Annotated in this window: 25 protein-coding genes and 1 tRNA gene; 14 read left to right on the top strand and 12 right to left on the bottom strand. The window is 71.8% G+C overall.

The features are described from left to right. Positions 1-11 precede the first annotated feature (11 nt). The gene (locus tag QRN23_RS03535; protein ID WP_173153109.1) at positions 12-644 is read right to left on the bottom strand and encodes a DUF3027 domain-containing protein; all 633 of its coding nucleotides are present in this window, start codon (positions 642-644) and stop codon (positions 12-14) included. Continuing rightward, positions 637-1,014: a cold-shock protein gene (locus QRN23_RS03530; protein WP_043593516.1), complete on the bottom strand. Its 378-nt coding sequence runs from the start codon at positions 1,012-1,014 to the stop codon at positions 637-639. Before QRN23_RS03530 ends, QRN23_RS03535 begins: the two co-directional genes overlap by 8 nt. A 91-nt stretch (positions 1,015-1,105) precedes the next feature. On the opposite strand from QRN23_RS03530, the gene QRN23_RS03525 reads away from it, so the two are divergent. From QRN23_RS03525 to QRN23_RS03500, 6 genes are all read left to right on the top strand, one after another. Next, the gene (locus QRN23_RS03525) at positions 1,106-1,384 is read left to right on the top strand and encodes a hypothetical protein (RefSeq protein ID WP_054146822.1); all 279 of its coding nucleotides are present in this window, start codon (positions 1,106-1,108) and stop codon (positions 1,382-1,384) included. Positions 1,385-1,423: 39 nt separating this feature from the next. Further along, positions 1,424-3,283: a helicase-associated domain-containing protein gene (locus tag QRN23_RS03520; RefSeq protein ID WP_267659338.1), complete on the top strand. Its 1,860-nt coding sequence runs from the start codon at positions 1,424-1,426 to the stop codon at positions 3,281-3,283. Between the two features lie 108 nt (positions 3,284-3,391). Beyond that, positions 3,392-5,026, top strand: coding sequence for a DNA repair helicase XPB (locus tag QRN23_RS03515; RefSeq protein ID WP_056043095.1), 1,635 nt, complete (start codon positions 3,392-3,394; stop codon positions 5,024-5,026). Beyond that, a complete protein-coding gene (locus QRN23_RS03510) occupies positions 5,023-5,586 on the top strand; it encodes a hypothetical protein (protein WP_056043098.1) in 564 nt (187 codons plus the stop codon). The genes QRN23_RS03515 and QRN23_RS03510 overlap by 4 nt, the downstream gene beginning before the upstream one ends. A gap of 126 nt (positions 5,587-5,712) precedes the next feature. Further along, positions 5,713-6,405, top strand: a complete 693-nt coding sequence (locus QRN23_RS03505; RefSeq protein ID WP_043593521.1) for a response regulator transcription factor — start codon at positions 5,713-5,715, stop codon at positions 6,403-6,405. Positions 6,406-6,521: 116 nt separating this feature from the next. Then, the gene (locus QRN23_RS03500; RefSeq protein WP_285062554.1) at positions 6,522-8,282 is read left to right on the top strand and encodes a sensor histidine kinase; all 1,761 of its coding nucleotides are present in this window, start codon (positions 6,522-6,524) and stop codon (positions 8,280-8,282) included. A gap of 234 nt (positions 8,283-8,516) precedes the next feature. Here the strand turns inward: QRN23_RS03500 and groL are convergent, their stop codons facing one another. The 5 genes from groL to QRN23_RS03475 all read right to left on the bottom strand — a co-directional run bounded on the left by groL (position 8,517) and on the right by QRN23_RS03475 (position 12,835). Then, complete coding sequence (groL, locus tag QRN23_RS03495; RefSeq protein ID WP_043593524.1) at positions 8,517-10,136, bottom strand: chaperonin GroEL; 1,620 nt, start codon at positions 10,134-10,136, stop codon at positions 8,517-8,519. 199 nt (positions 10,137-10,335) lie between these two features. Then, positions 10,336-10,539 carry a cold-shock protein gene (locus tag QRN23_RS03490; protein ID WP_054146828.1) on the bottom strand — a complete coding sequence of 68 codons (204 nt, stop codon included), beginning with the start codon at positions 10,537-10,539 and terminating at the stop codon, positions 10,336-10,338. Between the two features lie 308 nt (positions 10,540-10,847). Beyond that, on the bottom strand, positions 10,848-11,420 hold the full coding sequence (locus QRN23_RS03485) for a LytR C-terminal domain-containing protein (RefSeq protein ID WP_123571693.1): 573 nt from the start codon (positions 11,418-11,420) through the stop codon (positions 10,848-10,850). 17 nt (positions 11,421-11,437) lie between these two features. Further along, the gene (locus QRN23_RS03480; protein ID WP_056043106.1) at positions 11,438-11,725 is read right to left on the bottom strand and encodes a DUF3263 domain-containing protein; all 288 of its coding nucleotides are present in this window, start codon (positions 11,723-11,725) and stop codon (positions 11,438-11,440) included. 135 nt (positions 11,726-11,860) lie between these two features. Beyond that, positions 11,861-12,835 carry a DUF2332 domain-containing protein gene (locus tag QRN23_RS03475; protein ID WP_277959124.1) on the bottom strand — a complete coding sequence of 325 codons (975 nt, stop codon included), beginning with the start codon at positions 12,833-12,835 and terminating at the stop codon, positions 11,861-11,863. Positions 12,836-12,926: 91 nt separating this feature from the next. On the opposite strand from QRN23_RS03475, the gene msrB reads away from it, so the two are divergent. Continuing rightward, positions 12,927-13,328, top strand: a complete 402-nt coding sequence (gene msrB, locus QRN23_RS03470) for a peptide-methionine (R)-S-oxide reductase MsrB (RefSeq protein WP_043593533.1) — start codon at positions 12,927-12,929, stop codon at positions 13,326-13,328. Next, a complete protein-coding gene (locus QRN23_RS03465; RefSeq protein ID WP_159827598.1) occupies positions 13,328-13,873 on the top strand; it encodes a nitroreductase family protein in 546 nt (181 codons plus the stop codon). Before msrB ends, QRN23_RS03465 begins: the two co-directional genes overlap by 1 nt. 46 nt (positions 13,874-13,919) lie before the next feature. Here the strand turns inward: QRN23_RS03465 and QRN23_RS03460 are convergent, their stop codons facing one another. Beyond that, positions 13,920-14,102 (bottom strand): hypothetical protein, encoded by a 183-nt coding sequence (locus QRN23_RS03460; RefSeq protein WP_055974590.1) that lies wholly within the window; start codon positions 14,100-14,102, stop codon positions 13,920-13,922. A 145-nt stretch (positions 14,103-14,247) separates the two neighbouring features. On the opposite strand from QRN23_RS03460, the gene QRN23_RS03455 reads away from it, so the two are divergent. Next, positions 14,248-14,320 (top strand) — tRNA-Thr (locus QRN23_RS03455). A gap of 11 nt (positions 14,321-14,331) precedes the next feature. Here QRN23_RS03455 and QRN23_RS03450 read toward each other — a convergent pair. The 3 genes from QRN23_RS03450 to QRN23_RS03440 are packed head-to-tail and all read right to left on the bottom strand — an operon-like array spanning position 14,332 to position 16,918. After that, a complete protein-coding gene (locus tag QRN23_RS03450) occupies positions 14,332-15,438 on the bottom strand; it encodes an acyltransferase family protein (protein ID WP_285062550.1) in 1,107 nt (368 codons plus the stop codon). 49 nt (positions 15,439-15,487) lie between these two features. Further along, entirely contained in the window at positions 15,488-16,363 is an 876-nt protein-coding gene (locus tag QRN23_RS03445; protein ID WP_123571696.1) for a serine aminopeptidase domain-containing protein, read from the bottom strand. Positions 16,364-16,420: 57 nt separating this feature from the next. Continuing rightward, a complete protein-coding gene (locus QRN23_RS03440) occupies positions 16,421-16,918 on the bottom strand; it encodes a MarR family winged helix-turn-helix transcriptional regulator (protein ID WP_082460032.1) in 498 nt (165 codons plus the stop codon). A 226-nt stretch (positions 16,919-17,144) separates the two neighbouring features. Here QRN23_RS03440 and QRN23_RS03435 point away from each other — a divergent pair, with 226 nt between their 5' ends. Beyond that, positions 17,145-18,098: an FUSC family protein gene (locus QRN23_RS03435; RefSeq protein ID WP_285062548.1), complete on the top strand. Its 954-nt coding sequence runs from the start codon at positions 17,145-17,147 to the stop codon at positions 18,096-18,098. Positions 18,099-18,129: 31 nt separating this feature from the next. Here QRN23_RS03435 and QRN23_RS03430 read toward each other — a convergent pair whose 3' ends face one another. Next, entirely contained in the window at positions 18,130-18,375 is a 246-nt protein-coding gene (locus QRN23_RS03430) for a hypothetical protein (protein ID WP_285062546.1), read from the bottom strand. A 64-nt stretch (positions 18,376-18,439) separates the two neighbouring features. On the opposite strand from QRN23_RS03430, the gene QRN23_RS03425 reads away from it, so the two are divergent. The 4 genes from QRN23_RS03425 (at position 18,440) to QRN23_RS03410 (ending at position 23,681) form a co-directional block, all read left to right on the top strand. Further along, positions 18,440-18,721, top strand: coding sequence for a hypothetical protein (locus QRN23_RS03425; RefSeq protein WP_056043124.1), 282 nt, complete (start codon positions 18,440-18,442; stop codon positions 18,719-18,721). Between the two features lie 183 nt (positions 18,722-18,904). Continuing rightward, the gene (locus QRN23_RS03420; protein ID WP_056043127.1) at positions 18,905-19,927 is read left to right on the top strand and encodes a 3-oxoacyl-ACP synthase III; all 1,023 of its coding nucleotides are present in this window, start codon (positions 18,905-18,907) and stop codon (positions 19,925-19,927) included. Beyond that, on the top strand, positions 19,924-22,701 hold the full coding sequence (locus tag QRN23_RS03415; protein ID WP_285062545.1) for an alpha/beta fold hydrolase: 2,778 nt from the start codon (positions 19,924-19,926) through the stop codon (positions 22,699-22,701). Before QRN23_RS03420 ends, QRN23_RS03415 begins: the two co-directional genes overlap by 4 nt. Beyond that, positions 22,698-23,681, top strand: a complete 984-nt coding sequence (locus QRN23_RS03410) for an NAD-dependent epimerase/dehydratase family protein (protein ID WP_285062543.1) — start codon at positions 22,698-22,700, stop codon at positions 23,679-23,681. The genes QRN23_RS03415 and QRN23_RS03410 overlap by 4 nt, the downstream gene beginning before the upstream one ends. Positions 23,682-23,701: the final 20 nt, after the last annotated feature.

Raw genomic sequence — 23,701 nt, 5'->3', positions numbered from 1 at the left:
GGCCTGAGGGACTATTTCCGTCGCCTGCTCAGCGGGTCTTCATCCTCGCCGTCCCAGTCGTCGTCGTGCGAGTCGTCGTCGAGGTCCGCCTCGGGGTGCGCGGCCGGCACGACGGGTGCGTCCACGGCCCGCCCGGAATCGTCGGAGTCGTCGTCGGAGTCCTCGGAGGCGTCGACCAGGTCGTCGATGTCGACGCCGTCCACGTCGCCGCCGTGCACGATCGACCCGCGCTCGTCGTCGGACTCGTCCTCGTCGTCCGCGTCGTCGTCGTCCGAGTCGTCTTCGTCGTCGTCCTCGTCCGACTCGTCGTCCTCGTCGTCGCCGTCGTCGCCGTGCGCCTCCTGGGCCTTCATGTCGGCGAGGCGGTCGGCCCACGGCACCCAGTCCGGGGCGAGCAGGGCGCCGTCACCGGGCATGAGCTCGGCCTCGAGCACCGAGGGCTCTTCGCCGTCGAGGTGGGCGACGCTGACCGTCCAGTGCCAGCCGGGGTAGCCGGGCAGCAGCGTGGCGAAGCGCACCGAGGTGACGCCGGGCTCGTCGTCGATCGGGTCGGCCTCGGCACCGATCGTCTCGTCGGGCGTGATCTCGGTGAGGGCGCGACGGGCGAGCTCGGACCAGGGCGTGCGCGTGGCGGCCTCAGGCATCGAACGAGTCCGCGACGGTGCGCAGCAGGACGGCGATGCGGGCGCCGTTCTGCGGGTACCGGCCGTGACGGAGGTCGCCGCCGGCCTTGTCGAGCACCTTGACGAGGTCTTCGACGATGACGGCCATGTCGTCGGCGGAGCGACGGTTCATCTTGGCGAGGCTGGGGGCGGCTTCGAGCACGCGGACCGACAGGGCCTGCGCGCCGCGCTTGCCGTCGGCGATGCCGTACTCGAGGCGGGTTCCCGCCTTGACACCCACGGTGCCGGCGGGCAGGGCCGACGCGTGGAGGAAGACCTCTTGGCCGTCATCGCTGCTGATGAAGCCGAAGCCCTTCTCGTCGTCGTAGAACTTGACCTTGCCGGTGGGCATGACTGGACCTCTCGTGAAGACGGGTGACCCTGGGGGTGGGTCGCCCCAGCTTAGATCGCCGGGTAGGGCCGCACCGCACTATCGTTGACCCGTGGCCAAGAAGATCGAACCGAGTGCGCCCTCTGACGTCAATCGTACAGAGCGCGTCCTCCTCTTCATGATCCTCGCCATCGTCGTCGTCTCGGTCCTCGCGTTCTTCACGAGGTTCGTGGGCGTGGCGACGGGTGTCACCGACTTCACCGCGGGCGTCTGGCCCGCACTCACGATCCTGCCCCTCATCGGGCTCCCGATCGCCTTCGCGATGCTCCTCGCATTCGTGGTGGCGAGCGCCGTGCGTCGCAGCCGCGACTCACGGGGCACCAGACGGTAACCGCAGACCCGGGCTGCACGACGGCTGGAGGCCTCGACCATGGCTAGTGCACTCGACCTCGCAGGCGTCCTGCGCGCCATCGACGACGACGACCTGTTGCGCCGCCTCGCTCGACGGCAGGTCCGGGCGTCGAGCGTCCACGACGCCTTCGACCTCGCGGACGTCCTGCTCGAGCCGGCCAGCGTGCGCGACGCCCTCGCCCACCTCGACCGCGTCGCGCTCATCGTGCTGCAGGTCGTGCGGGTGCCGGGCGACGTCGACGCCGTGCACGAGCGCATCGACGCCGCCTTCGACGTCGACCGCGAGACGGTGGCCGCCGCGCTCGACCGCGTGGACGAGGCCTTCCTCGTGGTCCGCCGCGGCGACTCCGTCTCGACCCTCGACGCCGTGGGCGAGCGACTCGACGACGACCCCGCCCTGGCCCTCGAGGTCCTCACCTCCGAGCGACCGCCGGTCGTGCTCGAGACCGTCCTCGACCAGGCCCGCGACGACGCCGACGCCCGCTCGGCCGAGCGGCTCTACGCCGTCGTCATCGAGGTGGCCGAGATCCTCCGTGCCCTCGAGCAGTCACCTGCCCGCGAGCTCGCGAAGGGGGGCCTGGCCCTGCCCGAGTCGAGGCGCCTCGCCGAGGCCGCCCGCATCGACGTCGACGACGTGGCGACCGTGCTCGCCATCGCCGTGCGGGCCGGGTTGGCCGCGCCGAGCCCGGACGGCTGGGTCGTGGCCGCCGACGCGACCGACTGGCTCCGCGCCTCCTGGCCCGACCGGTGGCAGACGCTGACGCGGGCCTGGCTCGCATCGCTGCCGACCGAGATCCTCGCGGTGCTCGAGCAACGCGTCGACACGTCGTGGGGACTGCCGCTGCGCGAGTTCTCCGACTGGTCCTACCCGGCCGGGGGCAGCTGGATCACCGAGCGCATCGCCGCGTTCTCGCGCAGCGCCGAGGTGCTGGGCCTGACCTCCGACGACACCCCCACCTCGGCGGCCGTCGCCCTGTTCCGCGACGGTCCGGCCGCCGCCCGCACCCGGGTCGCCGCCCTGCTGCCCGACGCGGTCGAGCAGGTCTACCTGCAGCACGACCTCAGCGTCGTGTCGCCCGGGCCCCTGTCGCCCGCCATCGACGCCCGGCTCCGCGTCATCGCGGTGGTCGAGAGCGCAGGCCTCGCGGCCACCTACCGCATCACCGAGGGCGGACTGCAACGGGCCCTGAGCGAGGGCGAGTCCGCCGATTCGCTGCGCGAGTTCCTCGGCGGCATCTCGTCGACGGGCATCCCCCAGCCGCTCGACTACCTGATCCAGCAGAGCGCCGAACGGCACGGGCGCTACCGCGTCCGCGCGATCGCGCCGGGCGGCGCCCCCGCGGGCGTGCCGGGCGACGCGCTGTCGCTCGTGGTCGCGGACGACCGCGCGAGCCTCGACACCCTCGAGGTCGACCAGTCGCTCTCGCCCCTCGCCCTGACCCGGGTCGACGCGACGACCGTGGCGAGCCGGTTCGAACGCGACACCGTCTTCTGGTCGTTGAGCGACGAGCGCTACCCCGTCGTCGTGGTCGACGAGGGCGGTGCCGAGGTCGTCCCGCCGTCCCGACGCCGACCCCGGCGACCGGCCCCGATCGAGACGCGTGACCCGCTGCGCGAACTCGTCCAGCGTCTGCACACCGACCCCGGCTCCGGTGACGAGTCCACGGACCGTGCCTGGATCGCCCGCCAGCTCGACGCCGCCGTGAAGGGCCGTCTGACGGTCACCGTGACGGTCGCGATGCCCGACGGCAGCACCACCACCCTCGACATGGAGCCCACCGGCATCGGCGGCGGACGCGTCCGCGGTCGCGACAAGAAGTCCGACGTCGAGCGCACGCTGCCGCTGAAGAACGTGGTGGCGGTCGCGAGTCGCGACTGAGGCGAGCGCCCCTCGTCGGCCGAGCCGCGCCTCCTCGTCCTGCCGGGTGGGCGCCGACCGGTGCCCGGCTGTGAGAGCCGAGACCGGGCGCGCCTAGACTCGACCCTCATGACCGGACCCCTGATCGTGCAGAGCGATCGCACCGTCCTGCTCGAGGTCGCGCACGAGCAGGCGGAGGACGCGCGGCACGACCTGAGCGTCTTCGCCGAGCTCGAGCGCGCTCCCGAGCACGTGCACACCTACCGCATCACCCGCCTCGGACTGTGGAACGCACGGGCGGCCGGGCACAGTGCCGACGACATGCTCGGCACGCTCGAGAAGTACAGCAAGTTCCCGGTGCCGCAGAGCGTCAGCGTCGACATCGCCGAGACCGTCGCCCGCTACGGCCGCATCGTCATCGAGCGCGACGGCGACCAGTTGCTGCTGCGCGGCACCGACAGCTCCGTGCTGAGCGAGGTCACCCGGGCCAAGAAGGTCGGCGAGCTGCTCGGCGTCAAGCGGGCCGACGACCTGTGGGAGCTCCTGCCGTGGGCGCGCGGCGAGGTCAAGCAACAGCTCGTCAAGCTCGGCTGGCCCGCCGAGGACCACGCCGGTTACACGCCCGGCACCCCGCACGCCATCGACCTCGACGAGAGCGACTGGCACCTGCGCGACTACCAGCAGAAGGCGATCGACAACTTCTTCGAGGGCGGCTCGGGCGTCGTCGTGCTGCCGTGCGGCGCCGGCAAGACCCTCGTCGGGGCCGGGGCCATGGCGGCCGCCGGCACCACCACGCTGATCCTCGTCACGAACACCGTCTCCGCGCGACAGTGGCGGGACGAGCTGCTCAAGCGCACCTCGCTGACCGAGGACGAGATCGGCGAGTACTCCGGCTCGGTGAAAGAGGTCAAGCCGGTCACCATCGCCACCTACCAGATCCTCACGGCCCGCCGCGGGGGCAAGTACACCCACCTCTCGTTGCTCGACGCGCTCGACTGGGGCCTGGTCGTCTACGACGAGGTGCACCTCCTGCCCGCGCCGGTCTTCAAGCTGACGGCCGAGCTGCAGGCCCGCAGGCGCCTCGGCCTCACCGCCACCCTGGTCCGCGAGGACGGCCGCGAGAGCGACGTCTTCAGCCTGATCGGCCCCAAGCGCTTCGACGCCCCGTGGAAGGAGATCGAGGCCCAGGGCTTCATCTCGCCGGCCTCGTGCTACGAGGTGCGGGTCGACCTCCCCCAGGAGGCGCGGCTCGAGTACGCGGCCTCCCCCGACGACGAGCGCTACCGGTTGGCCGCGACGGCCCCGGCCAAGCTCGACGTGGTCAAGCACCTCGTGGCCCGGCACGACGGCGAGCAGATCCTCGTCATCGGCCAGTACCTCGACCAGCTCGACGAGCTCGCCGCGGTGCTCGACGCCCCCACGCTGACCGGCAGCACGGCCATCGACGAGCGCGAGCGCCTCTACCAGCGCTTCCGCGACGGCGACCTCAAGGTGCTCGTCGTCTCGAAGGTGGCCAACTTCTCGGTCGACCTGCCCGAGGCGACCGTGGCCATCCAGGTGAGCGGCTCGTACGGGTCGCGGCAAGAAGAGGCACAGCGACTCGGTCGTCTGCTGCGGCCGAAGAAGTCGGGCTTGCCGGCCTCGTTCTACACGCTCGTCAGCCGCGACACGGTCGACCAGGACTTCGCCCAGAACCGTCAGCGGTTCCTGGCCGAACAGGGCTACAGCTACACGATCCTCGACTCGCCGGTGGTCGCCGCGTGAGCGACGCCACGGACGCCGACCTCCCCCTGGGCGACGACGAGCTCTGGCGCGACAGCCTGCGCCGGGTGTTCGCGGCCGACCAGGCCCCGTTCGCGACGTTCGGCCCGCTCGTGGCCTCCCTCGATCACGACGCCATGGAGTTCCGCGGCCAGGTCGCCCGGTTCGCCGAGTGGGACCCGTCCGTCGTCGTGTCGGTCGCCCGCACCTACGAGGTGCAGGGCGGCCTCCACGCGGGGGCGACCCTCAGCATCGTGACCTGGAGCCCCGACCCCGAGGTGATCGAACGCAGCGACCTGCTCGCCGGGTCGCCGGTCAAGGACCACCTGTTCGCCGGCCTCACCGCGATCGGCGCCACCGACGACGCCTCCGAGGCCCAGGTCGTCGCGGCGTCGGTCGAGGAGTTCCCGGGGTGGCAGATCACCCGGGCCTCGGGCTACACCGCGGTGCTCGAGCGGCGCGAGGGCGTCGACTTCACGCTGGCCGTGCCCGACGAGCTGCTCGAGTTGACGACGCGCGTCGCCCTGGTGCCCAACGTCGAGTGGTCCGCCCCCGACGCCTGAGCGTCCGCGTCCACGATCATGCGTCCCGCCGTCTCGGCCACCTGAGGGCTGCCGCTCCGGGCATGTGCGGGTGACGTGCCTCCGGCTCACAGGAAACACCGAGGAGGCGCGCAGATACTTGGGCGCATGAGTGACGGCCCCAAGATCCTGATCGTCGACGACGAACCGAACATCCGCGACCTGTTGACCACCAGCCTGCGTTTCGCCGGCTTCGCCGTCCGTGCGGTCGGCAACGGCGCGCAGGCGATCTCGGCGGTCCTCGAAGAAGAACCCGACCTGATCATCCTCGACGTGATGCTGCCCGACATGAACGGGTTCGGCGTCACCAAGCGCCTCCGCTCGTCGGGCTACACCTCGCCCATCCTCTTCCTCACGGCGAAGGACGACACCGAGGACAAGATCACGGGCCTCACGGTCGGCGGCGACGACTACGTCACCAAGCCGTTCAGCCTCGACGAGATCGTCGCGCGCATCAAGGCGATCCTGCGTCGCACGATGAACGAGGACGAAGACGCCATCATCCGTGCCGGCGAGCTGACGATGGACCAGGACACCCACGAGGTCACCATCGGCGAGACCGCGATCGAGCTCAGCCCCACCGAGTTCAAGCTGCTCCGTTACCTCATGCTCAACCCGAACCGCGTGCTGTCGAAGGCCCAGATCCTCGACCACGTGTGGGAGTACGACTTCAACGGCGACGCCGGCATCGTCGAGAGCTACATCTCGTACCTGCGTCGCAAGCTCGACCAGTTCTCGACGGAGCCCATCATCCAGACCAAGCGGGGCTTCGGCTACATGCTCAAGGCCACGAAGGCCTGACCACCAGCCCTGGTGCGCGAACACGACGACGCCCGACCGCCCCGAGCGGTCGGGCGTCGTCGTGCGTGCTCCGACGGGCGGGGTGCGCCCAGCCGGTTCCGCTAGCGTCTGTCCTCATGCACGCTCGCCTCTCGCAGTGGTGGAACGAGATCTCCATCCGCACCAAGATCACCGGCATCACGGTGACCCTGGTCACCCTCGGCCTCGTCGTCGCCGGCCTGGGCACGATGACCGTCCTGAGCACCTACCTCATGGGTCAGGTCGACACGTCCCTGCGGAACTCGGCGACCAACTTCACCAGCGCCTCGTTCGACCAGGCGGACTCCCGCTCGTGCACCGTGAACTTCGCGGGCCTGACCAGCAGCTACGTCGCGATCCTCGACGACGAGGGCGATCTCATCTGCGACACCCGTTCGCAGCTGTCGAGTGCCACCGACGCCCCCGACCTCACGGGCGTCGGCGTCGCCGGCGCTCCCCTCGACGAGGCCTTCAACCGGTACAACTCGAGCCGCGACAACGAGTGGCGCCTCTTCGCCCACGCGGCCGCCCTGCGCTCGACCGACGCCCAGGGCAGCGTGACGACCGTGCCCGCCGTCATCGTGGCCGGAACCAACCTGGCGGGCACCAATGCGACGATCGGGCGCTTCGGCGGCATCTTCCTGGGGTTCGGCCTCTCGGTCGTCGTGCTCGGCGCCGCCCTCACCCGCCTGCTCGTCACGTCGACCTTCGCGCCGCTGCGTGACGTCGAGGCCACGGCGGCCCGCTTCGCCGACGGCGACTTCACCCAGCGGCTCGACTCGACGACGCCGAACACCGAGGTCGGGCGTCTGAACCGATCCCTCAACACGATGCTCAACCGGATCGACAGCGCCTTCGACGACCGGGCCAAGACGATCGACCAGATGCGCCGCTTCGTCGGCGACGCCAGTCACGAGCTCCGGACGCCGCTCGTCTCCCTCCGCGGCTACGCCGAGCTCTACCGCATGGGTGCCCTGACGAAACCCGAGGACGTGGCCCAGGCCATGGACAGGATCGAGAAGGAGGCCATCCGCATGGGCGTCCTGGTGCAGGACCTGCTCGCCCTCGCCCGTCTCGACGAGTCCAAGCCGCTCGAGCTCGGCCCCGTCGACCTCGTCCAGCTCGCCCGCGACTCGGCCCTCGACACCATGGCGTCGAACCCCGATCGCGACATCGACGTGATCGTGCTCGAGCCCGTCCTCGCGCCGTCGCCCACCCCGGCCGACGGCGACGACACCCAGGCCGACGGACGGTCCCCCGAGACGGCCTCGCCCGCCGCGAACACCCCCGCGACGGGCACGGCGCTCACGGGCGCAGCCGTCGGCGCGACGAGCCCGATCTCGTTCGCGGGCGCGACCCTCGCGCGCCTCCGCAGCCTGAGGGCTCGGGCCGTCCGCAACGGCGACACGGCGACGGCCGCCCAGCTGCAGGACGAGGTGCAGAGGTTCGAGGCCCCGGCCATCGTGCACGGCGAAGAGAACAAGATCCGTCAGGTGATCACCAACCTGATGGGCAACGCCATGCGGTTCACCGAGCCGGACAGCCCGATCGAACTCGTGGTGCAGTCCGACCCCGGACGCGGTGTGGCCACCGTCGCCATCGTCGACCACGGCGAGGGCATCCCGCCGCAGATCCGCGAGAAGATCTTCCAGCGGTTCTGGCGTGCCGACTCGTCCCGCACGCGCGACACCGGTGGCAGCGGCCTCGGCCTGGCCATCGTCTCGGGCATCGTCGCGGCCCACGGCGGCTCGGTGGACGTCGACGACACCCCCGGCGGTGGAGCCACCTTCCGTGTGGCCCTGCCGCTGATGCCCGCCGACGCCGTCACCGCGGCCGAGCCCGCCGGCGTGACCGCCTAGCCCGACCGGCACGGCCCGCCCGGCCTCCGCGACCGTGCCACGACGCCACGAAGTGGGCACTGCACCACGTTTTCTCGTGGCGTCGTGACCACGTCCTGGCGGGTTCCACGGACGCGGAAGCGGCCGAACCACCGAGCACGAGGCGCGCCTCTCCCCCGGCGACGCCGAAGGGCGGCTCCCCCGGAGGGGAACCGCCCTTGAGCGTGTGCGCGGCGTGAGCCGCGCGGCTGCGGACTAGAAGTCCATGCCGCCCGAGGGGTCGCCGGCCGGGGCCGGGTTCTTCTCGGGCTTGTCGGCGACGACGGCCTCGGTCGTGAGGAACAGACCGGCGATCGACGCGGCGTTCTGCAGAGCCGAGCGCGTGACCTTGGCGGGGTCGATGATGCCGGCGGCCAGCATGTCGACGTACTCGCCGGTCGCGGCGTTGAGGCCCCAACCGATGTCGAGCCCGCGGACCTTGTCGGCCACGACGCCGGGCTCCATGCCGGCGTTGAAGGCGATCTGCTTCAGGGGAGCGTCGATCGCGACGCGGACGATGTTCGCACCCGTCGCCTCGTCGCCCTCGAGCTGCAGGTTGGCCAGAGCGGTCTTGCCGGCCTGGATGAGGGCGACGCCACCACCGGCGACGATGCCCTCTTCGACGGCGGCCTTCGCGTTGCGCACGGCGTCCTCGATGCGGTGCTTGCGCTCTTTCAGCTCGACCTCGGTCGCGGCACCCGCCTTGATGACGGCGACGCCACCGGCGAGCTTCGCGAGGCGCTCCTGGAGCTTCTCACGGTCGTAGTCGCTGTCGGTCGCCTCGATCTCGCTGCGGATCTGACGGACGCGGCCGGCGATCTGCTCGTCGTCGCCGGCACCCTCGACGATGGTCGTCTCGTCCTTGGTGATGATGACCTTGCGGGCACGGCCGAGCAGGTCGAGCGTCGCGTTCTCGAGCTTGAGACCGACCTCTTCGGCGATGACCTGACCACCGGTGAGGATGGCGATGTCCTGGAGCTGAGCCTTGCGACGGTCACCGAAGCCGGGGGCCTTGACGGCGACCGACTTGAAGATGCCGCGGATCTTGTTCACGACGAGCGTGGCCAGGGCCTCACCGTCGACGTCCTCGGCGATGATCAGCAGCTGCTTGCCCGACTGGATCACCTTGTCGACGATCGGCAGCAGGTCCTTGATGTTCGAGATCTTCGAGTTGACGATGAGCACGTAGGCGTCTTCGAAGACGGCCTCCTGACGCTCGGGGTCGGTGACGAAGTACTGCGACAGGTAGCCCTTGTCGAAGCGCATGCCCTCGGTGAGCTCGAGCTCGGTGCCGAAGGTGTTGCTCTCCTCGACGGTGACGACGCCCTCTTTGCCGACCTTGTCGATCGCCTCGGCGATGAGCGCACCGATGGTGGGGTCGGCGGCGGAGATCGAGGCCGTGGCAGCGATCTGCTCTTTGGTCTCGATGTCCTTCGCGTCGGCGAGCAGCTGGTCGGAGACGGCCTGGGCGGCCTTCTCGATGCCGCGCTTCAGCGAGATGGGGTCGGCACCGGCCGCGACGTTGCGCAGACCTTCGCGGACGAGGGCCTGGGCCAGCACCGTCGCGGTGGTCGTGCCGTCACCGGCGACGTCGTCGGTCTTCTTCGCGACCTCTTTGACGAGCTCGGCACCGATCTTCTCGAAGGGGTCGTCGAGCTCGATCTCCTTGGCGATGGAGACGCCGTCGTTCGTGATGGTGGGGGCGCCCCACTTCTTCTCGAGCACGACGTTGCGACCACGCGGGCCGAGCGTGACCTTCACCGCGTCGGCCAGGATGTTCAGGCCACGCTCGAGGCCACGACGGGCCTCTTCGTCAAAAGCAATGATCTTAGCCATGTGTGTTTTTCGTCCCTCCCGGACGTCATGAAGCAGAAGCATTGGCACTCACGTGTCGCGAGTGCCAGCAACGATTCTGGCACTCGCCCGATGAGAGTGCAAGTGACGTGACGGGGCCCGGACGCACGAGCACGCCGCCACGGTGGACCGTGGCGGCGTGCGGCGTGGGAGTGGGCGCGGCGAGGCGCTCCGACGGGCCTCAGGCGAGCCGGACGGACTCCGCCTGCGGCCCCTTGTCGCCCGTGCCGACCTCGAACACGACGGCCTGGCCCTCTTCGAGCACCTTGTACCCGCTCATGTCGATGGCCGAGTAGTGCACGAAGACGTCCTGGCCGTCACCCTCGACGGTGATGAAGCCGTAGCCCTTCTCCGCGTTGAACCATTTCACGGTCCCGTTTGCCATGGTGTCGCTCCCCTTTTGCTGTGGTGGTACGGCGCGTGCGGTGCTGCAGGGCCGGGTCGTCGACGCAGCGACCTGCGAACCCGGACGGGACAGCGTCACTCGTGCAGAACACCAGGTCGGCGAGCCGTGAGGGGCGACCAATTCCAGATGGTAACCACGGGAAAAGCGGAAAAGCGCGCCCCGACCGAGAAACACCCGCAGAAAACGAGGATTTCACCGGTTATTAAACGTGGGCGTAACACGGGAGGTGCGGTGAGGGCCCGACGGGACGCGCGCCTCCTCGGATCGATGCCGCGGGAGCGGCGTCTTCAGGCGCTGTAGTCGGCCCCGAGGACGACGGTGACCGCTGCCCCGGGGAACGCCTCGGTGAGCTCGACGTCCGAGATGCCGAGCTGCTGGGCGAGCCCGAGCGCCACGGCCTCGTCGACGGCCGCCGAGTAGTAGACGGTCGACGTCGCGACGCGCTCGCTGGCGTTGCCCTGGGTGCCGACGACCCAGCCGGCGGTCTCGAGCCGCTCGGAGGCCGAACCCGCGAGCCCGGCCGTGGCGGTGCCGTTCAGGACGGTGATGGTCGTCACCGAGGGGTCGACCTGTGAGGGGTCGGTGAGGGGGGTGACCGACGGCGTGGCCGTCGGGGTCGGCGTGTCGCTCTCGGGAGCCCCGGCCTCGGCGGTGCTCGACGACGAGGGGTTGACGAACTGGAAGCTGTTGTTCGCGACGCCGAGGTAGACCACGCCGGCACCGACCAGGACGCCGACGGCCAACGCGGCCCAGGCGAAGGCGATCCAGCCGCTGCCGGGGCGCTTCTCGGCCCGGTGGGCTCCGACCCGGTCGAGGTCGGCGGGGACGTCGTCGAACCGGTCTCGGTCGAATTTCGGCATGCGTGGTCTCTCGTGGGTCAGCGGGTCGGACCGAACGAACGGGTCGATCGGGCGTCGCGGCGGGCGACTCGCAGGCGCTGCAGGCGGCCGACGAGCATGGGTGCGTAGGCCAGTGCAGCGGGTCGGTCTATGAGCGAGTTGAGCAGTTGCTGGTAGCGGACGATCCCGAGGCCGAACTCGCGACGGACGGCGGCCTCCCGGGCACCGGCGGCGGCCGGGGCGTGCTGCTCGAAGTCCAGGACGGCACGGTCGAGCTCGGACAACGCGCTCGAGCGCACGTCGTCACCTGTCGCCTTCTCGTCCATCGTCGAGGCCCTCCTCGGGGTTCCGGGTCATCCTATGGGCGGCGCCCCGACCGATCGCGGAGGCCGGGGGCGTGGTCCGACAACCCGTCCACCCGCTCGGGGAGCCGCCCGGTGCCGCGAGCTCCCGACCCGTGGTCAGGCCGTGAGGTGCAGCCGCGTGCCGTGGGCGTCCCCTACCCCCAGCACCCGGCCGTCGAGGGCGAGGGCCGCGAACGCGTCGTCGGGAGACACTCCCGGGGGCACCTCGGCGACGACGTCGGTCAGCAGGTCTCGTCGTTCGTACGAGATCCACCGCGCGCCCAGCCGGCCGACCTCGTCGACGAAGGCCTGACGCCGGCGACCCGGCAGGTAGACGAGCGTGCCCGTCGAGACGACGACGAGCGTGACGCCCGTCGGGGCCTCGGCCGCGAGCGGGGCGAGACCGTCGACGGCGTCCGCCGCCACGACACGAGGAGGCGCGGTGCGGGCGAGCGCGACGGCCCGCCCCAGCAGGTCCCGCCGATCGGCGCGCTCGGGGGGCAGCAGCGTCGCGAGCCAGGCGACCTGGTCGGGGTCGCGGACGTCGACCGGGTCGAGGTCGATCCCCGCCCGCCAGACGATCTCGGGAAGCGGGGCCGTCGGCAGCTCCGCCTCGGACCGGGCCGCGCCCTCGACGACGACGTCGATCCCGAGCTGCACCGTGCTCGACGGATCGCCCCAGCTCCGGTCGCCCGAGCGGTAGCCGTAGCGGTCGACACCGAGGCAGAGCCCGGCCGAGGCGCCGACCTCGATCAGGGCGATCGGGCCCGGCACGCGAGCCAGCGCGATCGACAGCGGCGCGCAGCGGCGCACGTCGTTGGTCTGGGTGAGCCGTCGGCCGAGTTCGGCCACGACGTCGTCGGAGCGGGCGAGCAGCCAGGGCCGCAGCATCGACCAGGGGCCGTGCGGCGCACCCAGCCACCGGCAGACCGCGAGGACGAGGACGGGCTGGCGCCGCGCCTCCTCGGCTCGATCGACGACGGCGAGCGCCGCCGGATCACCCGCGACGCCCCGCGCGAGTTCTGCCTGCGACGGCGACCCCTCGCGGTCGAAGGCGAGGGCCGCGGCCAGGAAGCGGTCGGAGGTGCTCACGAGCAGGAGTCTGACAGCCCGGTGGGGGCCGGGGAATCGTGCACCGGCCGACCGTGTTGAATGAGGAGTCCCGACAAGCAAGGAGATCATCGTGGCGTACAAGATCGAGAAGACCGACGAGCAGTGGCGCGAAGAGCTCGACGCCGAGCAGTACTCCGTCCTGCGGGAGGCCGCCACCGAGCGCCCGTGGACGGGTGAACTGCTCGACGAGAGCCGTGCGGGCGTCTACGCCTGTGCGGCGTGCAGCGCCGAACTGTTCAAGAGCGGCACCAAGTTCGACAGCGGCTGCGGCTGGCCCAGCTTCTACGAGTCGGTGAACCCGGACGCGGTGCAGCTGATCGAGGACAACTCGCTCGGCATGACCCGCACCGAGGTCCGGTGCGCGAACTGCGGTTCGCACCTCGGCCACGTGTTCCCCGACGGTTTCGGCACGCCGACCGGCGACCGTTACTGCATGAACAGCATCTCGCTCGACTTCAAGGCCGCCGAGTAGTGAGCGCCGTCGCCGACGCCGCCCGACGTCGTCGGTCGCGGTCGAAGGTCACCGACGTCGCGCCGACGCACGAGCAGTTGCTCGACGCGGTGCGGTCGGCGGCGACGGTGGCGGACCACTCCGAGCTGAGGCCCTGGCGCCTGATCGAGTTCCGCGGGGACGACCGGCTCGTCGTGGGCCGGTCGCTGGCCGACGCGGGTGGGGCCGAGGGCCACGCTCGCGACAAGCTCACGCAGAAGGCGCTGCGGGCGCCGCTGATCGTCGCGGTGGTCGTCTCGCCCCGCGACAGCCGCAAGGTGCCCTACTGGGAGCAGGAATCGGTCGCCTCGGGCGTCGCGCACCTGCTGTCCCTCGTGCTCGACGACGAGGGCTGGGGCGTGTTCTGGCGCACGGGCGTCCTGACCCGGGCTCCCGAGGTGGCGGCCGCACACGGCCTGCGTGAGGGCGAGCAGTTGCTGGGCTGGCTCTACGTGGGCGGACGCGACGGTGACGACGCCAAGCCTCGCAAGCTGCTCGACCCCGAGCAGTTCGTCAGCACGCCGTAGCGGGTCGACCGCCCTCGGCGGCACCCGGTCGCGGGTGCCGCGCCGGTCACCAGGTCTTGTGGCTGTTGCCGATCACGGTGATGGGCAGCCAGAACGACCCGGTCATCAGGACGATGCCCCCGAAGAAGACGAAGGCGTTGGGCTCGCCCGAGCCGAACGAGTAGGCGAACAGGGCGAAGCTGACGAAGAGCATGGCGAGCGAACCGAGCGCGGTCAAGATCGTGGACAAGGGGGCTCCTCAGGTCGGTGCGTCCGGCGGGCGCGGTGCGCTGCGTCTACTTCACCACTTCTCGGCCTCGGAACGCCAATCCTGCACCGACCGCATGCACCACGCCGGGTGAGGAGGCGCGGGCTGGGTAAGATGGGCGAGCCTCGCCGGCCTGGCGCAATTGGTAGCGCATCCGACTTGTAATCGGAAGGTTACGGGTTCGAGTCCCGTGGCCGGCTCTGAGGGGACGTCAGTCGACGATGTCGCTGCTGACGAGCGTCTTCGGGCTCGAACTCGCCCGCCGTCGCCCGCGGGCGGGCACCGTCGACTCGAACCTCGTCTTGAGCTTCAGGGCCGGCGCCTCGATCAGGTGCCAGGACGCGACCGAGAGGGCCGCGGTCACGGCGACGACGATCACCAGGTTCACGGTGAGGCTCCGCACTCCGATCGTCGCGAAGACCATCTGCTGGACCGGGAACGCGTAGATGTACATCCCGTACGAGAAGTCACCGAAACGGGACGCCCGACGGATGATCGGCGAGGACGCGAGCCCGAGGGCCAGCACGGCGTAGGGCAGGACGACCCACATCACGACGTGGCCGAGAGACGGTCGGACCGCTTCGACGACGGTGAGGGCGAACAGGCCGAGCAGTGCGGCGTCGAGCCGGAAGAGGTGACGCTCGAGGAGGAGCGCACAGAGCATGCCTCCGGCGAAGAAGACCCACGGCTCGGCCGCCGTCACGAGCAGGTAGAAGCCGAAGACGTTCTGGGCGGGCGTCGCGAAGAAGACGGCGGCGACGCAGGCGAGGCCGAAGACGACCACCACCGGGACGCGGGCCCGACGGGGGACCAACATCATCAACGGGACGAACAGGTAGCAGGAGAACTCGATGGGGAGCGTCCAGAGCGAACCGTTCACCACGTTCGGGTACGGGACGGTCGTGAACACGCCCGACAGACCGAAGACGGGTTGCAGGAAGAGGTTCCGGAGGTACAGCCACGTGTTCGGATCGGTGAAGTAGGCGTGCAGGTCGATGACCGTGAAGACGGGCCCGAGGACGAAGACCGAGAGCAGCACGGCGACGATCAGCGCCGGGAAGATGCGGAGCGACCGCGCGGCCAGGTAGCTCTTCCACTGCGGTCGTCGCAGCCAGCTCTTGGTGATCAGGTAGCCGCTGATGATGAAGAAGACGAAGACGCCGAGGGTGTGGATCGGCACGTCGAAGATGACCGGCGGGGCGACGGGTTTGCCCGAGAGCACGTACGAGTGTCCGAGGACGACCATCAGCGCACCGCCCAGGCGGATGGCGTCGAGGTTGTTCCGCCGGCGGGCCAGCTCGGTCGACGCGTCACTCACAGGACGAGCATAGTCATCGCCGAGGAGACCTCATGGACCGGTCCTCCGTTCAGCGATGTGCGTCGAAGAACGCGGTGACGGAGGCACCGTCGAAGTTAGACGCGTCGCCGTGCTCGCCCACCGTGGACGTGAAGACGCCCGACACCCGCTCGGTGCAGGACCGACCATTCGCCTCGGCGTCGACGATGGTGTCATCGGGAGACGCCCAGGTGGCCACCGGCACGTCCGGCCACGAGAGGGGCGAGAACCGAGCAGGCGGGTCGGTGCCGTGGACCGAGCGGATCTGCGCCCGGAGGCCGGGTTCCGAGATGGTCGACAGGTCGCAGACCGGATAGATCGCGACCCATGCCGCCACGTCGGCGCGTCCGGCGACCTGTGCCGCCGCGACCGCGCCCATGGACTCGGCGACCAGGAAGATCCGTGCACCCGGCGACGAGCGCTGAAGATCGCCGACGAGGTCGAGGTAGTCCCGCACGCTCGGCCCGTCACCCCACGAGTTGCCGCCCGCGTCTCGGGCCGCGACCGTGTAGCCGTCCGCCACCAACTCGTCGACCAGCCCGCTCGTCTCGGGATCGTCGACGATCGTCGACGCGGTCTGGCCGGCACCGTGGAAGTACACGACCACGTCGCCGCGGGGGCGCTGGGGTCTGACGACGACCGTGCCGTCCGACGTCTCGACCGTCGAGCCCGCGACCGCGCCCGGGCCGACGGTGGGCTGCCCGGCGGACGGGGAGTTCGAGGGAACGGGTGTGACCGACGGAGCCGAGGCCTGTGGCGGCACGGGTCCCCCGGCGGCCAACCCGAGGGCGACCAGCGCCGCGGAGCCCCACAGCCCGGCCGTCATCACGGCGAACCTGCGCCATCGGGTCTTCTCGTCGCGGCGGCCCACGCCCGTGGAGCTCTGCCGGGTCGTCGTCGGTCGCACGTCAGGAGCGTATCCAGGGTCGACCGACCATCCGCCGAGAGCTCCGGCCCCCCGAGGTCACCCCTCGAGGGCGACGAGCAGGTGACGCAGGCCGTCCGCGACAGCTGGGCGCGCCTCCTCGGGCAGGGCGGCGAGCACGGCCCGCTCGTCCGCGAGCTGGACCTCGAGCACGCGGTCGATCAGACGACGCCCGGCCGCGGTCGGCGCGACGAAGTAGCCACGGTGGTCGGCGGGATTCGCCGAGCGATCGACGAGGCCCGCCGCGAGCAGCCCCTTGACGCGCTTCGTCACGGCCGGCGGTGAGAGCAGGGTCTCGTCCGCCAACTGCGTCGGACTCATCGGTCCGCCGCGGCGCGTCAGGGCGGCGAGCAGGTCGAAGTCCGCGCGCCCCAGGCCGAACTCGGCGAGCAGGTCGTCGCTGCGACGCTGCACGATGCGGGCGAGCCGGTTCACCCGGCCGACGACCGGGATCGCCGAGACGTCGAGGTCGGGTCGGAGTTCGCGCCACCGGTCGTGGACGTCGTCCATCACGTCTCGGAGCCCGGGATCGGTCATGCCCTTGAGCCTAGCGATGCTTCACGAGTAAAGTGATGCGCAGATCATTCACCCGTGAAGCAGTTCGACGACGAGCGCCCACGCCGCGCCGACCAGAGGACCGCCCATCACGACCACGACCTCCCCCCACCGCCTGCTGCCGCACCCGCGCGACCTGGTCCGCTTCGGCCCGCACGACGGCGCCCACCGACCGGCAGCCCGCGTCGCCGCGTCCGTCCTGGCACCGATGGTCGTGCTGGCGCTGATCGGCCACGTGGAGTGGACGCCCTACGCGGTGTTCGGGGCCTTCGCCTCGGCTTTCGGCCGGGGGCTGCCCCGCTTCCAGCGGCTCGAGATGCAGCTCGAGGCCGGGCTCGTCCTCGTCGCCTGCGTGGTGCTCGGCACCGCGCTGGCCGCCTCGGCGGCCCCGGTCTGGCTGCTCGTCGTCACGATCGGCGTCATGGCCGGCATCACCTCGGCCCTCTCCGACCTGCGCCGCTGGAGCCCGCCCGGGCCGCTCTTCTTCGTCTTCGGCCTGGGCGTCACCGCGTTCGTGCCCGCGACCGGGTCGACCGTCGCCGTCGCGGCCGTGGTCGCCCCGGCGAGCCTCGCCTTCGCCCTGCTCGCGTCGCTCGCGGGCGTGCTGCTGCCCGCCGGTCGTCGCGCGCTCGCGACCGTCGACGGACGCCGATGGAGGCGCGGGCCCCGTCCCCTGGACGGCCGGCGGACGGTCGTCCACGCCGCCGTCTGCCTGGTCGCGTCGATCGCGGCCGGGCTGATCAGCCTCGGTCTCGGCGTGCAGAGCCCGTACTGGGCCATGGTGTCGGCCGTGGTACCCGTCGTGGGGACCGCGACGGCGGGCCAGCTCGTGCGGGCCGGCCACCGCCTCATCGGCACCCTCGTCGGGGTGGGCCTCGCCGCTCTGCTGCTGGCGTGGCACCCCGGGGTCGCGGCCCTGATCGTCGCCTTCGGCGTGCTCCAGTTCGCGACCGAGCTGCTGATCGTCCGCAACTACGGGCTCGCGCTGGTCACCATCACGCCCATGGCGCTCGGCATGCGGGCACTCGGCGGCGCACCCGTCGACGTGGGCGCCCTCGTGGCGGCCCGGTCGGCCGACACCGCCATCGGGGTTGGCGTGGTGGTCGTCGTGCTCCTCGCGACGCACCGGCTGCGGAGGCCCCGGCCGGAGGCGTCCGTCTGACCCGAGGGGCCGGGTGGCCCCGGCCGAGCGGTCAGGCCTGGCGCGCCCTCGCCCGGCGGCCGTCCTTGCTCCACCAGACCAGGTCGGCGACGCCCTGCGCGATCAGCAGCACGGCGACGATCAGGATGATGACCGTGATCGCCTGGACCGGTACCCCCGAGGCGATGTTGAGCACCTGCACGACGAGGCCGAACAAGCCGATCAGCACCTCGAACACGGCGGGCACCACGGCACCCGTCTTCGTCAGGGTGAACCAGGGTCGCCGCAGGTCGCTCATGCACCCGAGGCTACAAGGTGCGCGGGCTACGATCGCCGGGACCCCGATCCGCCGAGGAGGCACCGTGCGACGACGCGACGTCCACGTCGATCCCGACGTGCCGAACTGGCTGCTCACCAAACGCGGCGGCCTCGCCCTGCCCCTCGTCACGTCGTTCTGCGCGCTCGTCGTGATCGCGAGCATCGTCGCCGCCCTGACGGTCGGCGGCGGCCACGTCACCGTCGTCACCGTCGTCGTCGTCGCCGCCGGCCTGGGTGCCGTCACCTGGGCGGTGGCCGACCTCGTCTGGTGGACGCGCGACGACCGCCGCCGCATCGTCCGGCTGCCCCGCGACCCCGGGGCCTGACGCCGGAACCCCCCGTCACATGCCGTTCAGGGCATGGACGTGCCCCGTCAACCTGGCAACCGCCCAGCGTGCGCCGCCGTAAACTGACTGATGCACCGAACCGGTGCCCACGACGTTCGGCTCCGCTCGCGACCCCGCGCGCGCGTGCAGCCCCACCCCGCCACAACTCGACAGGGAGTTCCGTTGAACGGAAACGCTACGACCCGGCACAGCAACGTCGCGTTGCTGTCGGTCACCAGCACCATGGCCGACCGGGTCACCACCTCCGAGAGCATCGACGAGAAGCTCGGCCCCGTACTCAAGCGCCTCAAGCTGCCCACGGGCCTGTTGCAGCGCGTCGCCGGCGTGTACGAGCGCCGCAACTGGAGCACCGAGCAGAGCTTCGACGCGGCGGCGATCGACGCCGGCAAGCGTGCGCTGGCCGAGGCCGGCATCCGCCCCGACCAGGTCGGCCTGCTGATCAACACGTCGGTCACGCGCCCCCACCTCGAGCCCTCGGTCGCCGTGCGCCTGCACCACGGCCTCGGCCTGCCCTCGTCGGCCACGAACTTCGACATCGCCAACGCCTGCCTCGGCTTCGTCAACGGCATGACCCTCGCCGCCCAGCTGATCGACGCGGGTCAGATCGACTACGCCGTCATCATCGACGGTGAGGACGCCGACGACGTCCAGGTCAACACGATCGACCGCCTCCTCACCAAGGGCTACGGCCGCGACGACTTCATGAGCGAGTTCGCCAGCCTCACCCTGGGCTCCGGGGCCGCCGCCGCCGTCATCGGCCGCGCCGACCTCCACCCCGAGGGCCACCGCATCGTCGGCGGCGTCACCCGCGCCGCCACGGAGAACTACGACCTCTGCGTCGGCAGCGTCGACGGCATGTTCACCGACGCCAAGGCCCTGCTCAAGCGCGGCATGGAACTCGTCGTCTCGGCCTGGAAAGAGGCCAAGCGCGACTGGAACTGGCAGCGCATGGACCGCTACATCATGCATCAGGTCAGCGACGTGCACACGGGTGCCTTCGTCAAGGCCGCCGGCATCGACAAGAAGCTCGTCCCGCTCACCTACCCGACCCTCGGCAACGTGGGCCCGGCGTCGATCCCGATCACGCTGGTCGAGGAGAGCAAGACCCTCAGCAAGGGCGACCGCGTCCTGTTGATGGGCGTCGGCTCGGGCATCAACACCGCGATGATGGAGCTCGCCTGGTGAGTCGGCTCCCGCGGTCCGCCTCCGCCACGGCGCCGGCGTCACGTCCCCCCGCGGGTCTCGACGGGCTCGACCCGTCGTGGTCGCGTCTCGTCGACGTGCCGTACGGGCTCGGCGCACACCGCGCCTCCCGCACCTGGCACGTCCTCGACAACGCCGAGGCGCTGGCCGAGGTCGGCGCCGAACAGGTCGGCACCATCCTCTGCGTGCACGGCAACCCGACCTGGTCGTACCTCTGGCGCCGCCTCGTCGCCCGCACGGTCGAGACGGCCGTCGCCGGGGGGCCCGCGTGGCGCGTCGTCGCGGTCGACCAGCTCGACATGGGCTTCTCCGAGCGCACGGGCTCGCCGCAGACGCTGGCCCGCCGCGTCGCCGACCTGGGCGACCTCACCGACGCCCTCGAGGTCACCGGGCCCGTCGTCACCCTCGGCCACGACTGGGGCGGCGTCGTCTCGATGGGCTGGGCGGTCGACCACCCCGACCGGCTGGCCGGGCTCATGCTGCTCAACACCGCGATCCACCAGCCCGAGGGCGAGAAGATCCCCGCTCCCCTGCGCCTGACCCTCGCCCGCGGCGTGCTGGGCCGGGCGACCGTCGGCACCACCGGGTTCCTCGACGTGACCCTCGGCCTCGCCCACCCGCCGCTCTCGCCCGAGGTGAAGGCCGGCTTCCGTGCCCCGTACCGCCAGGCCGACCGCCGCGGCGGCATCGGTGGCTTCGTGGCCGACATCCCGGTCGACGACGGGCACGTCAGCAGCCCCGAGCTCGACCGCATCGCCGAGGGCCTGCGCGAACTCACCGTGCCGGCCCTGATGCTCTGGGGCCCGCGCGATCCGATCTTCTCCGACCGGTACCTCGACGACCTGGTCGACCGCCTGCCGCACGCCGACGTGCACCGTTTCGAGGGTGCGGGCCACCTCGTCGCCGAGGACGTCGACTACGCCGGAGCCGTGCTCACCTGGCTGGGCGACCGGCTGCCCGGCGGGACGGCCGCCGTCGACGCCCCGGCCCGGGCCGCCACCGAGGCCCGAGTCGCCACCCCGGTCGGAACCGAGGAGGCGCGGGTCGCCTCCCCGCAGGACCGCCCGCTCTGGTCGTACCTGGACTCCCTGGCCGACAGCCCGGCCACCGCGCTCGTCGAGATGGCACCCGCGGGTGCCGACGGCCCGCGTTCGATCAGCTGGAGCCTGCTCGCCCGTCGCGTCCACGAGATCGCGCTCGGCCTGCGGAAGCACGGCGTGCGCCCGGGCGACCGCGTCTCGCTGCTCGTCCAGCCCGGTGCCGACCTGACCGCGGTGCTCTACGCCTGCGTCCGCCTCGGTGCCGTCGTGGTCGTGGCCGACGCCGGTCTCGGCGTGCGCGGCCTGACCCGCGCCGTCCGCGGCGCGTGGCCCGACCACGTGATCGGCCAGCTCCCGGGACTCACGGCGGCCACCGCCCTCGGTTGGCCGGGCCGCAAGATCTCGACGACGACGTTGTCGCCGGTCGCCGCCCGGGCACTCGGCGTCGAGGCGTCGCTGCCCGAGATCGCCGCCCTCGGCCGTCGTGCCCACGGTGCCCTCGCCGAGCTGCCCGACGCCCCCACATCCGACGCCGAGGCCGCCATCCTGTTCACCTCGGGCTCGACCGGCCCCGCGAAGGGCGTCGTCTACCGGCACGGCCAGCTGACGGCCCTGCGCGACGCCCTGGCCGAGCAGTACGACGTCGGTCCGGGCACGGGCCTGGTGGCCGGCTTCGCCCCGTTCGCCCTGCTGGGCCCCGCGCTCGGGGCGACGAGCGTCACCCCCGACATGGACGTCACGAAGCCGCGCACCCTCACCGCCCGGGCCGTCGCGGCCGCCACGGCGGCGGTGGACGCCACCGTGGTGTTCCTCTCCCCCGCCGCGCTCGCCAACGTCGTCGCGACGTCGGACGACCTCGACGACGCGGACCACCGCGCGCTGGCCGGCGTCGAGACCTTCCTGTCGGCGGGTGCGCCCGTCTCCGAGGCGCTGCTGGCGGCGGCCGGCGACCTCATGCCGAACGCGACGCCCCACACGCCCTACGGCATGACCGAGGGCCTGCTGATGACCGACGTCACGCTCGAGGGCGTGCGCTCCGCGGCCGCCGACCGCGAGGCAGCCGTCGCCGCGGGTGCGCCCGACGCCGGCGGGGTCTGCGTCGGGCTGCCCGGCGCGACCACGACGGTGCGGATCGCTCCGCTCGACGACGGGGGTCGCGCCTCCTCGGCGTTCACCGACGCCCCCGGCGTCACGGGCGAGATCATCGTCTCGGCGCCCCACGTCGAGGACCACTACGACCGCCTCTGGCTGACGCACCGCCTCAGCCGCCTGGGCTCGACCGCCGAGACCCGCTGGCACCGCACCGGCGACGTCGGGCACCTCGACGCCCAGGGCCGACTCTGGGTCGAGGGCCGCCTGCCCCACGTGATGACGACGTCGACGGGCGTGCTGACGCCGGTCGCGTCCGAACAGGCCGTGGAGGCGCGGGCCGCCATCGCGCGCGCCGCCGTCGTCGGCGTCGGTCCGGCCGGCACCCAGCAGGTCGTCGTCGTGGCCGAGACCGTCCCCCCGGCTCGTCGCCCGGGGCTGGCGTCCGCGGCCCTGGCGGCCTCGGTCCGCTCGGCCGTCCGGTCGGCGTCGGGTCGACCGGTGGCCGCGGTGCTCGTCGTGCCGCAGTTGCCGACCGACGTGCGGCACAACAGCAAGATCGACCGCACGGGCCTGGCCGCGTGGGCGACGTCCGTGCTGTCCGGCGGCCGGATGCGTCGCCCGTGAGGGTGCTGGTCACCGGCGCGAGCGGCCTGCTCGGCGGTGCCGTCGCGCGCGCCGTCACCGACGCCGGACACGAGGTCACGACCTTCCAACGGCGACCCTCCGGCGTGCCCGGCGCCCGCGACGTGCTCGGATCGATGACGAACCCCCGGGCCGTGGCCGCCGCCGTCCGCGACCAGGACGCCGTCGTCCACCTCGCCGCCAAGGTGTCGCTCACCGGTGAACCGGCCGAGTTCGAGGCCGTCAACGTCGGGGGCACGCGCTCCCTGGTCGAGGCGATGCGCGCCTCCTCGGTGCCCCGGCTGGTCTTCGTCTCGTCGCCGTCCGTGGCGCACGCCGGGTCGTCCATCGTCGGCGACGACGCCCTGCCCGCCTCGCCCGGACACGCTCGAGGCGACTACGCCCGCACCAAGGCCGCGGCCGAGCGGGTCGCCCTCGGGGCCGCCGACGCCGACCTGCGCGTGGTGGCCGTCCGCCCCCACCTCGTCTGGGGACCGGGCGACACGCAGCTCGTCGAGCGGATCGTCGACCGTGCGCGCTCCGGCCGCCTGCCGCTGCTCGACCACGGCGCCGCCCTGATCGACTCCACCTACGTGGACAACGCGGCGTCCGGCATCGCCGCCGCGCTCGCACGCGTCGACGAGGTCAGCGGCGAGTCGTACGTGATCAGCAACGGCGAGCCCCGCACCGTCGCCGACCTGATGGCCGGGATCTGCGCGGCCGCCGGGGTGCCCGCGCCTCGCCTGCGGGTGCCGGCCGGGATCGCCCGCGCCGCGGGGTCGTTGGTCGAGCGCGTCTGGGCCGTGCGGCCGGGCACCGACGAACCACCCATGACGAGGTTCCTCGCCGAGCAGCTGTCCACGGCGCACTGGTTCGACCAGCGACGCACCCAGCGCGACCTGCGGTGGACACCGGTCGTGAGCGTCGACGAGGGCCTGAGTCGTCTCGCCGCCTGGTACGCCGCCGGGCAGCCCGCCGCCTGAGGCCCGCCGCCCGGCCACAC

The sequence above is a fragment of the Frigoribacterium sp. ME-P-080 genome (genome assembly GCF_030209595.1).
GTDB lineage: Bacteria > Actinomycetota > Actinomycetes > Actinomycetales > Microbacteriaceae > Frigoribacterium.
This window is presented reverse-complemented; position numbering and strand designations above follow the sequence as displayed.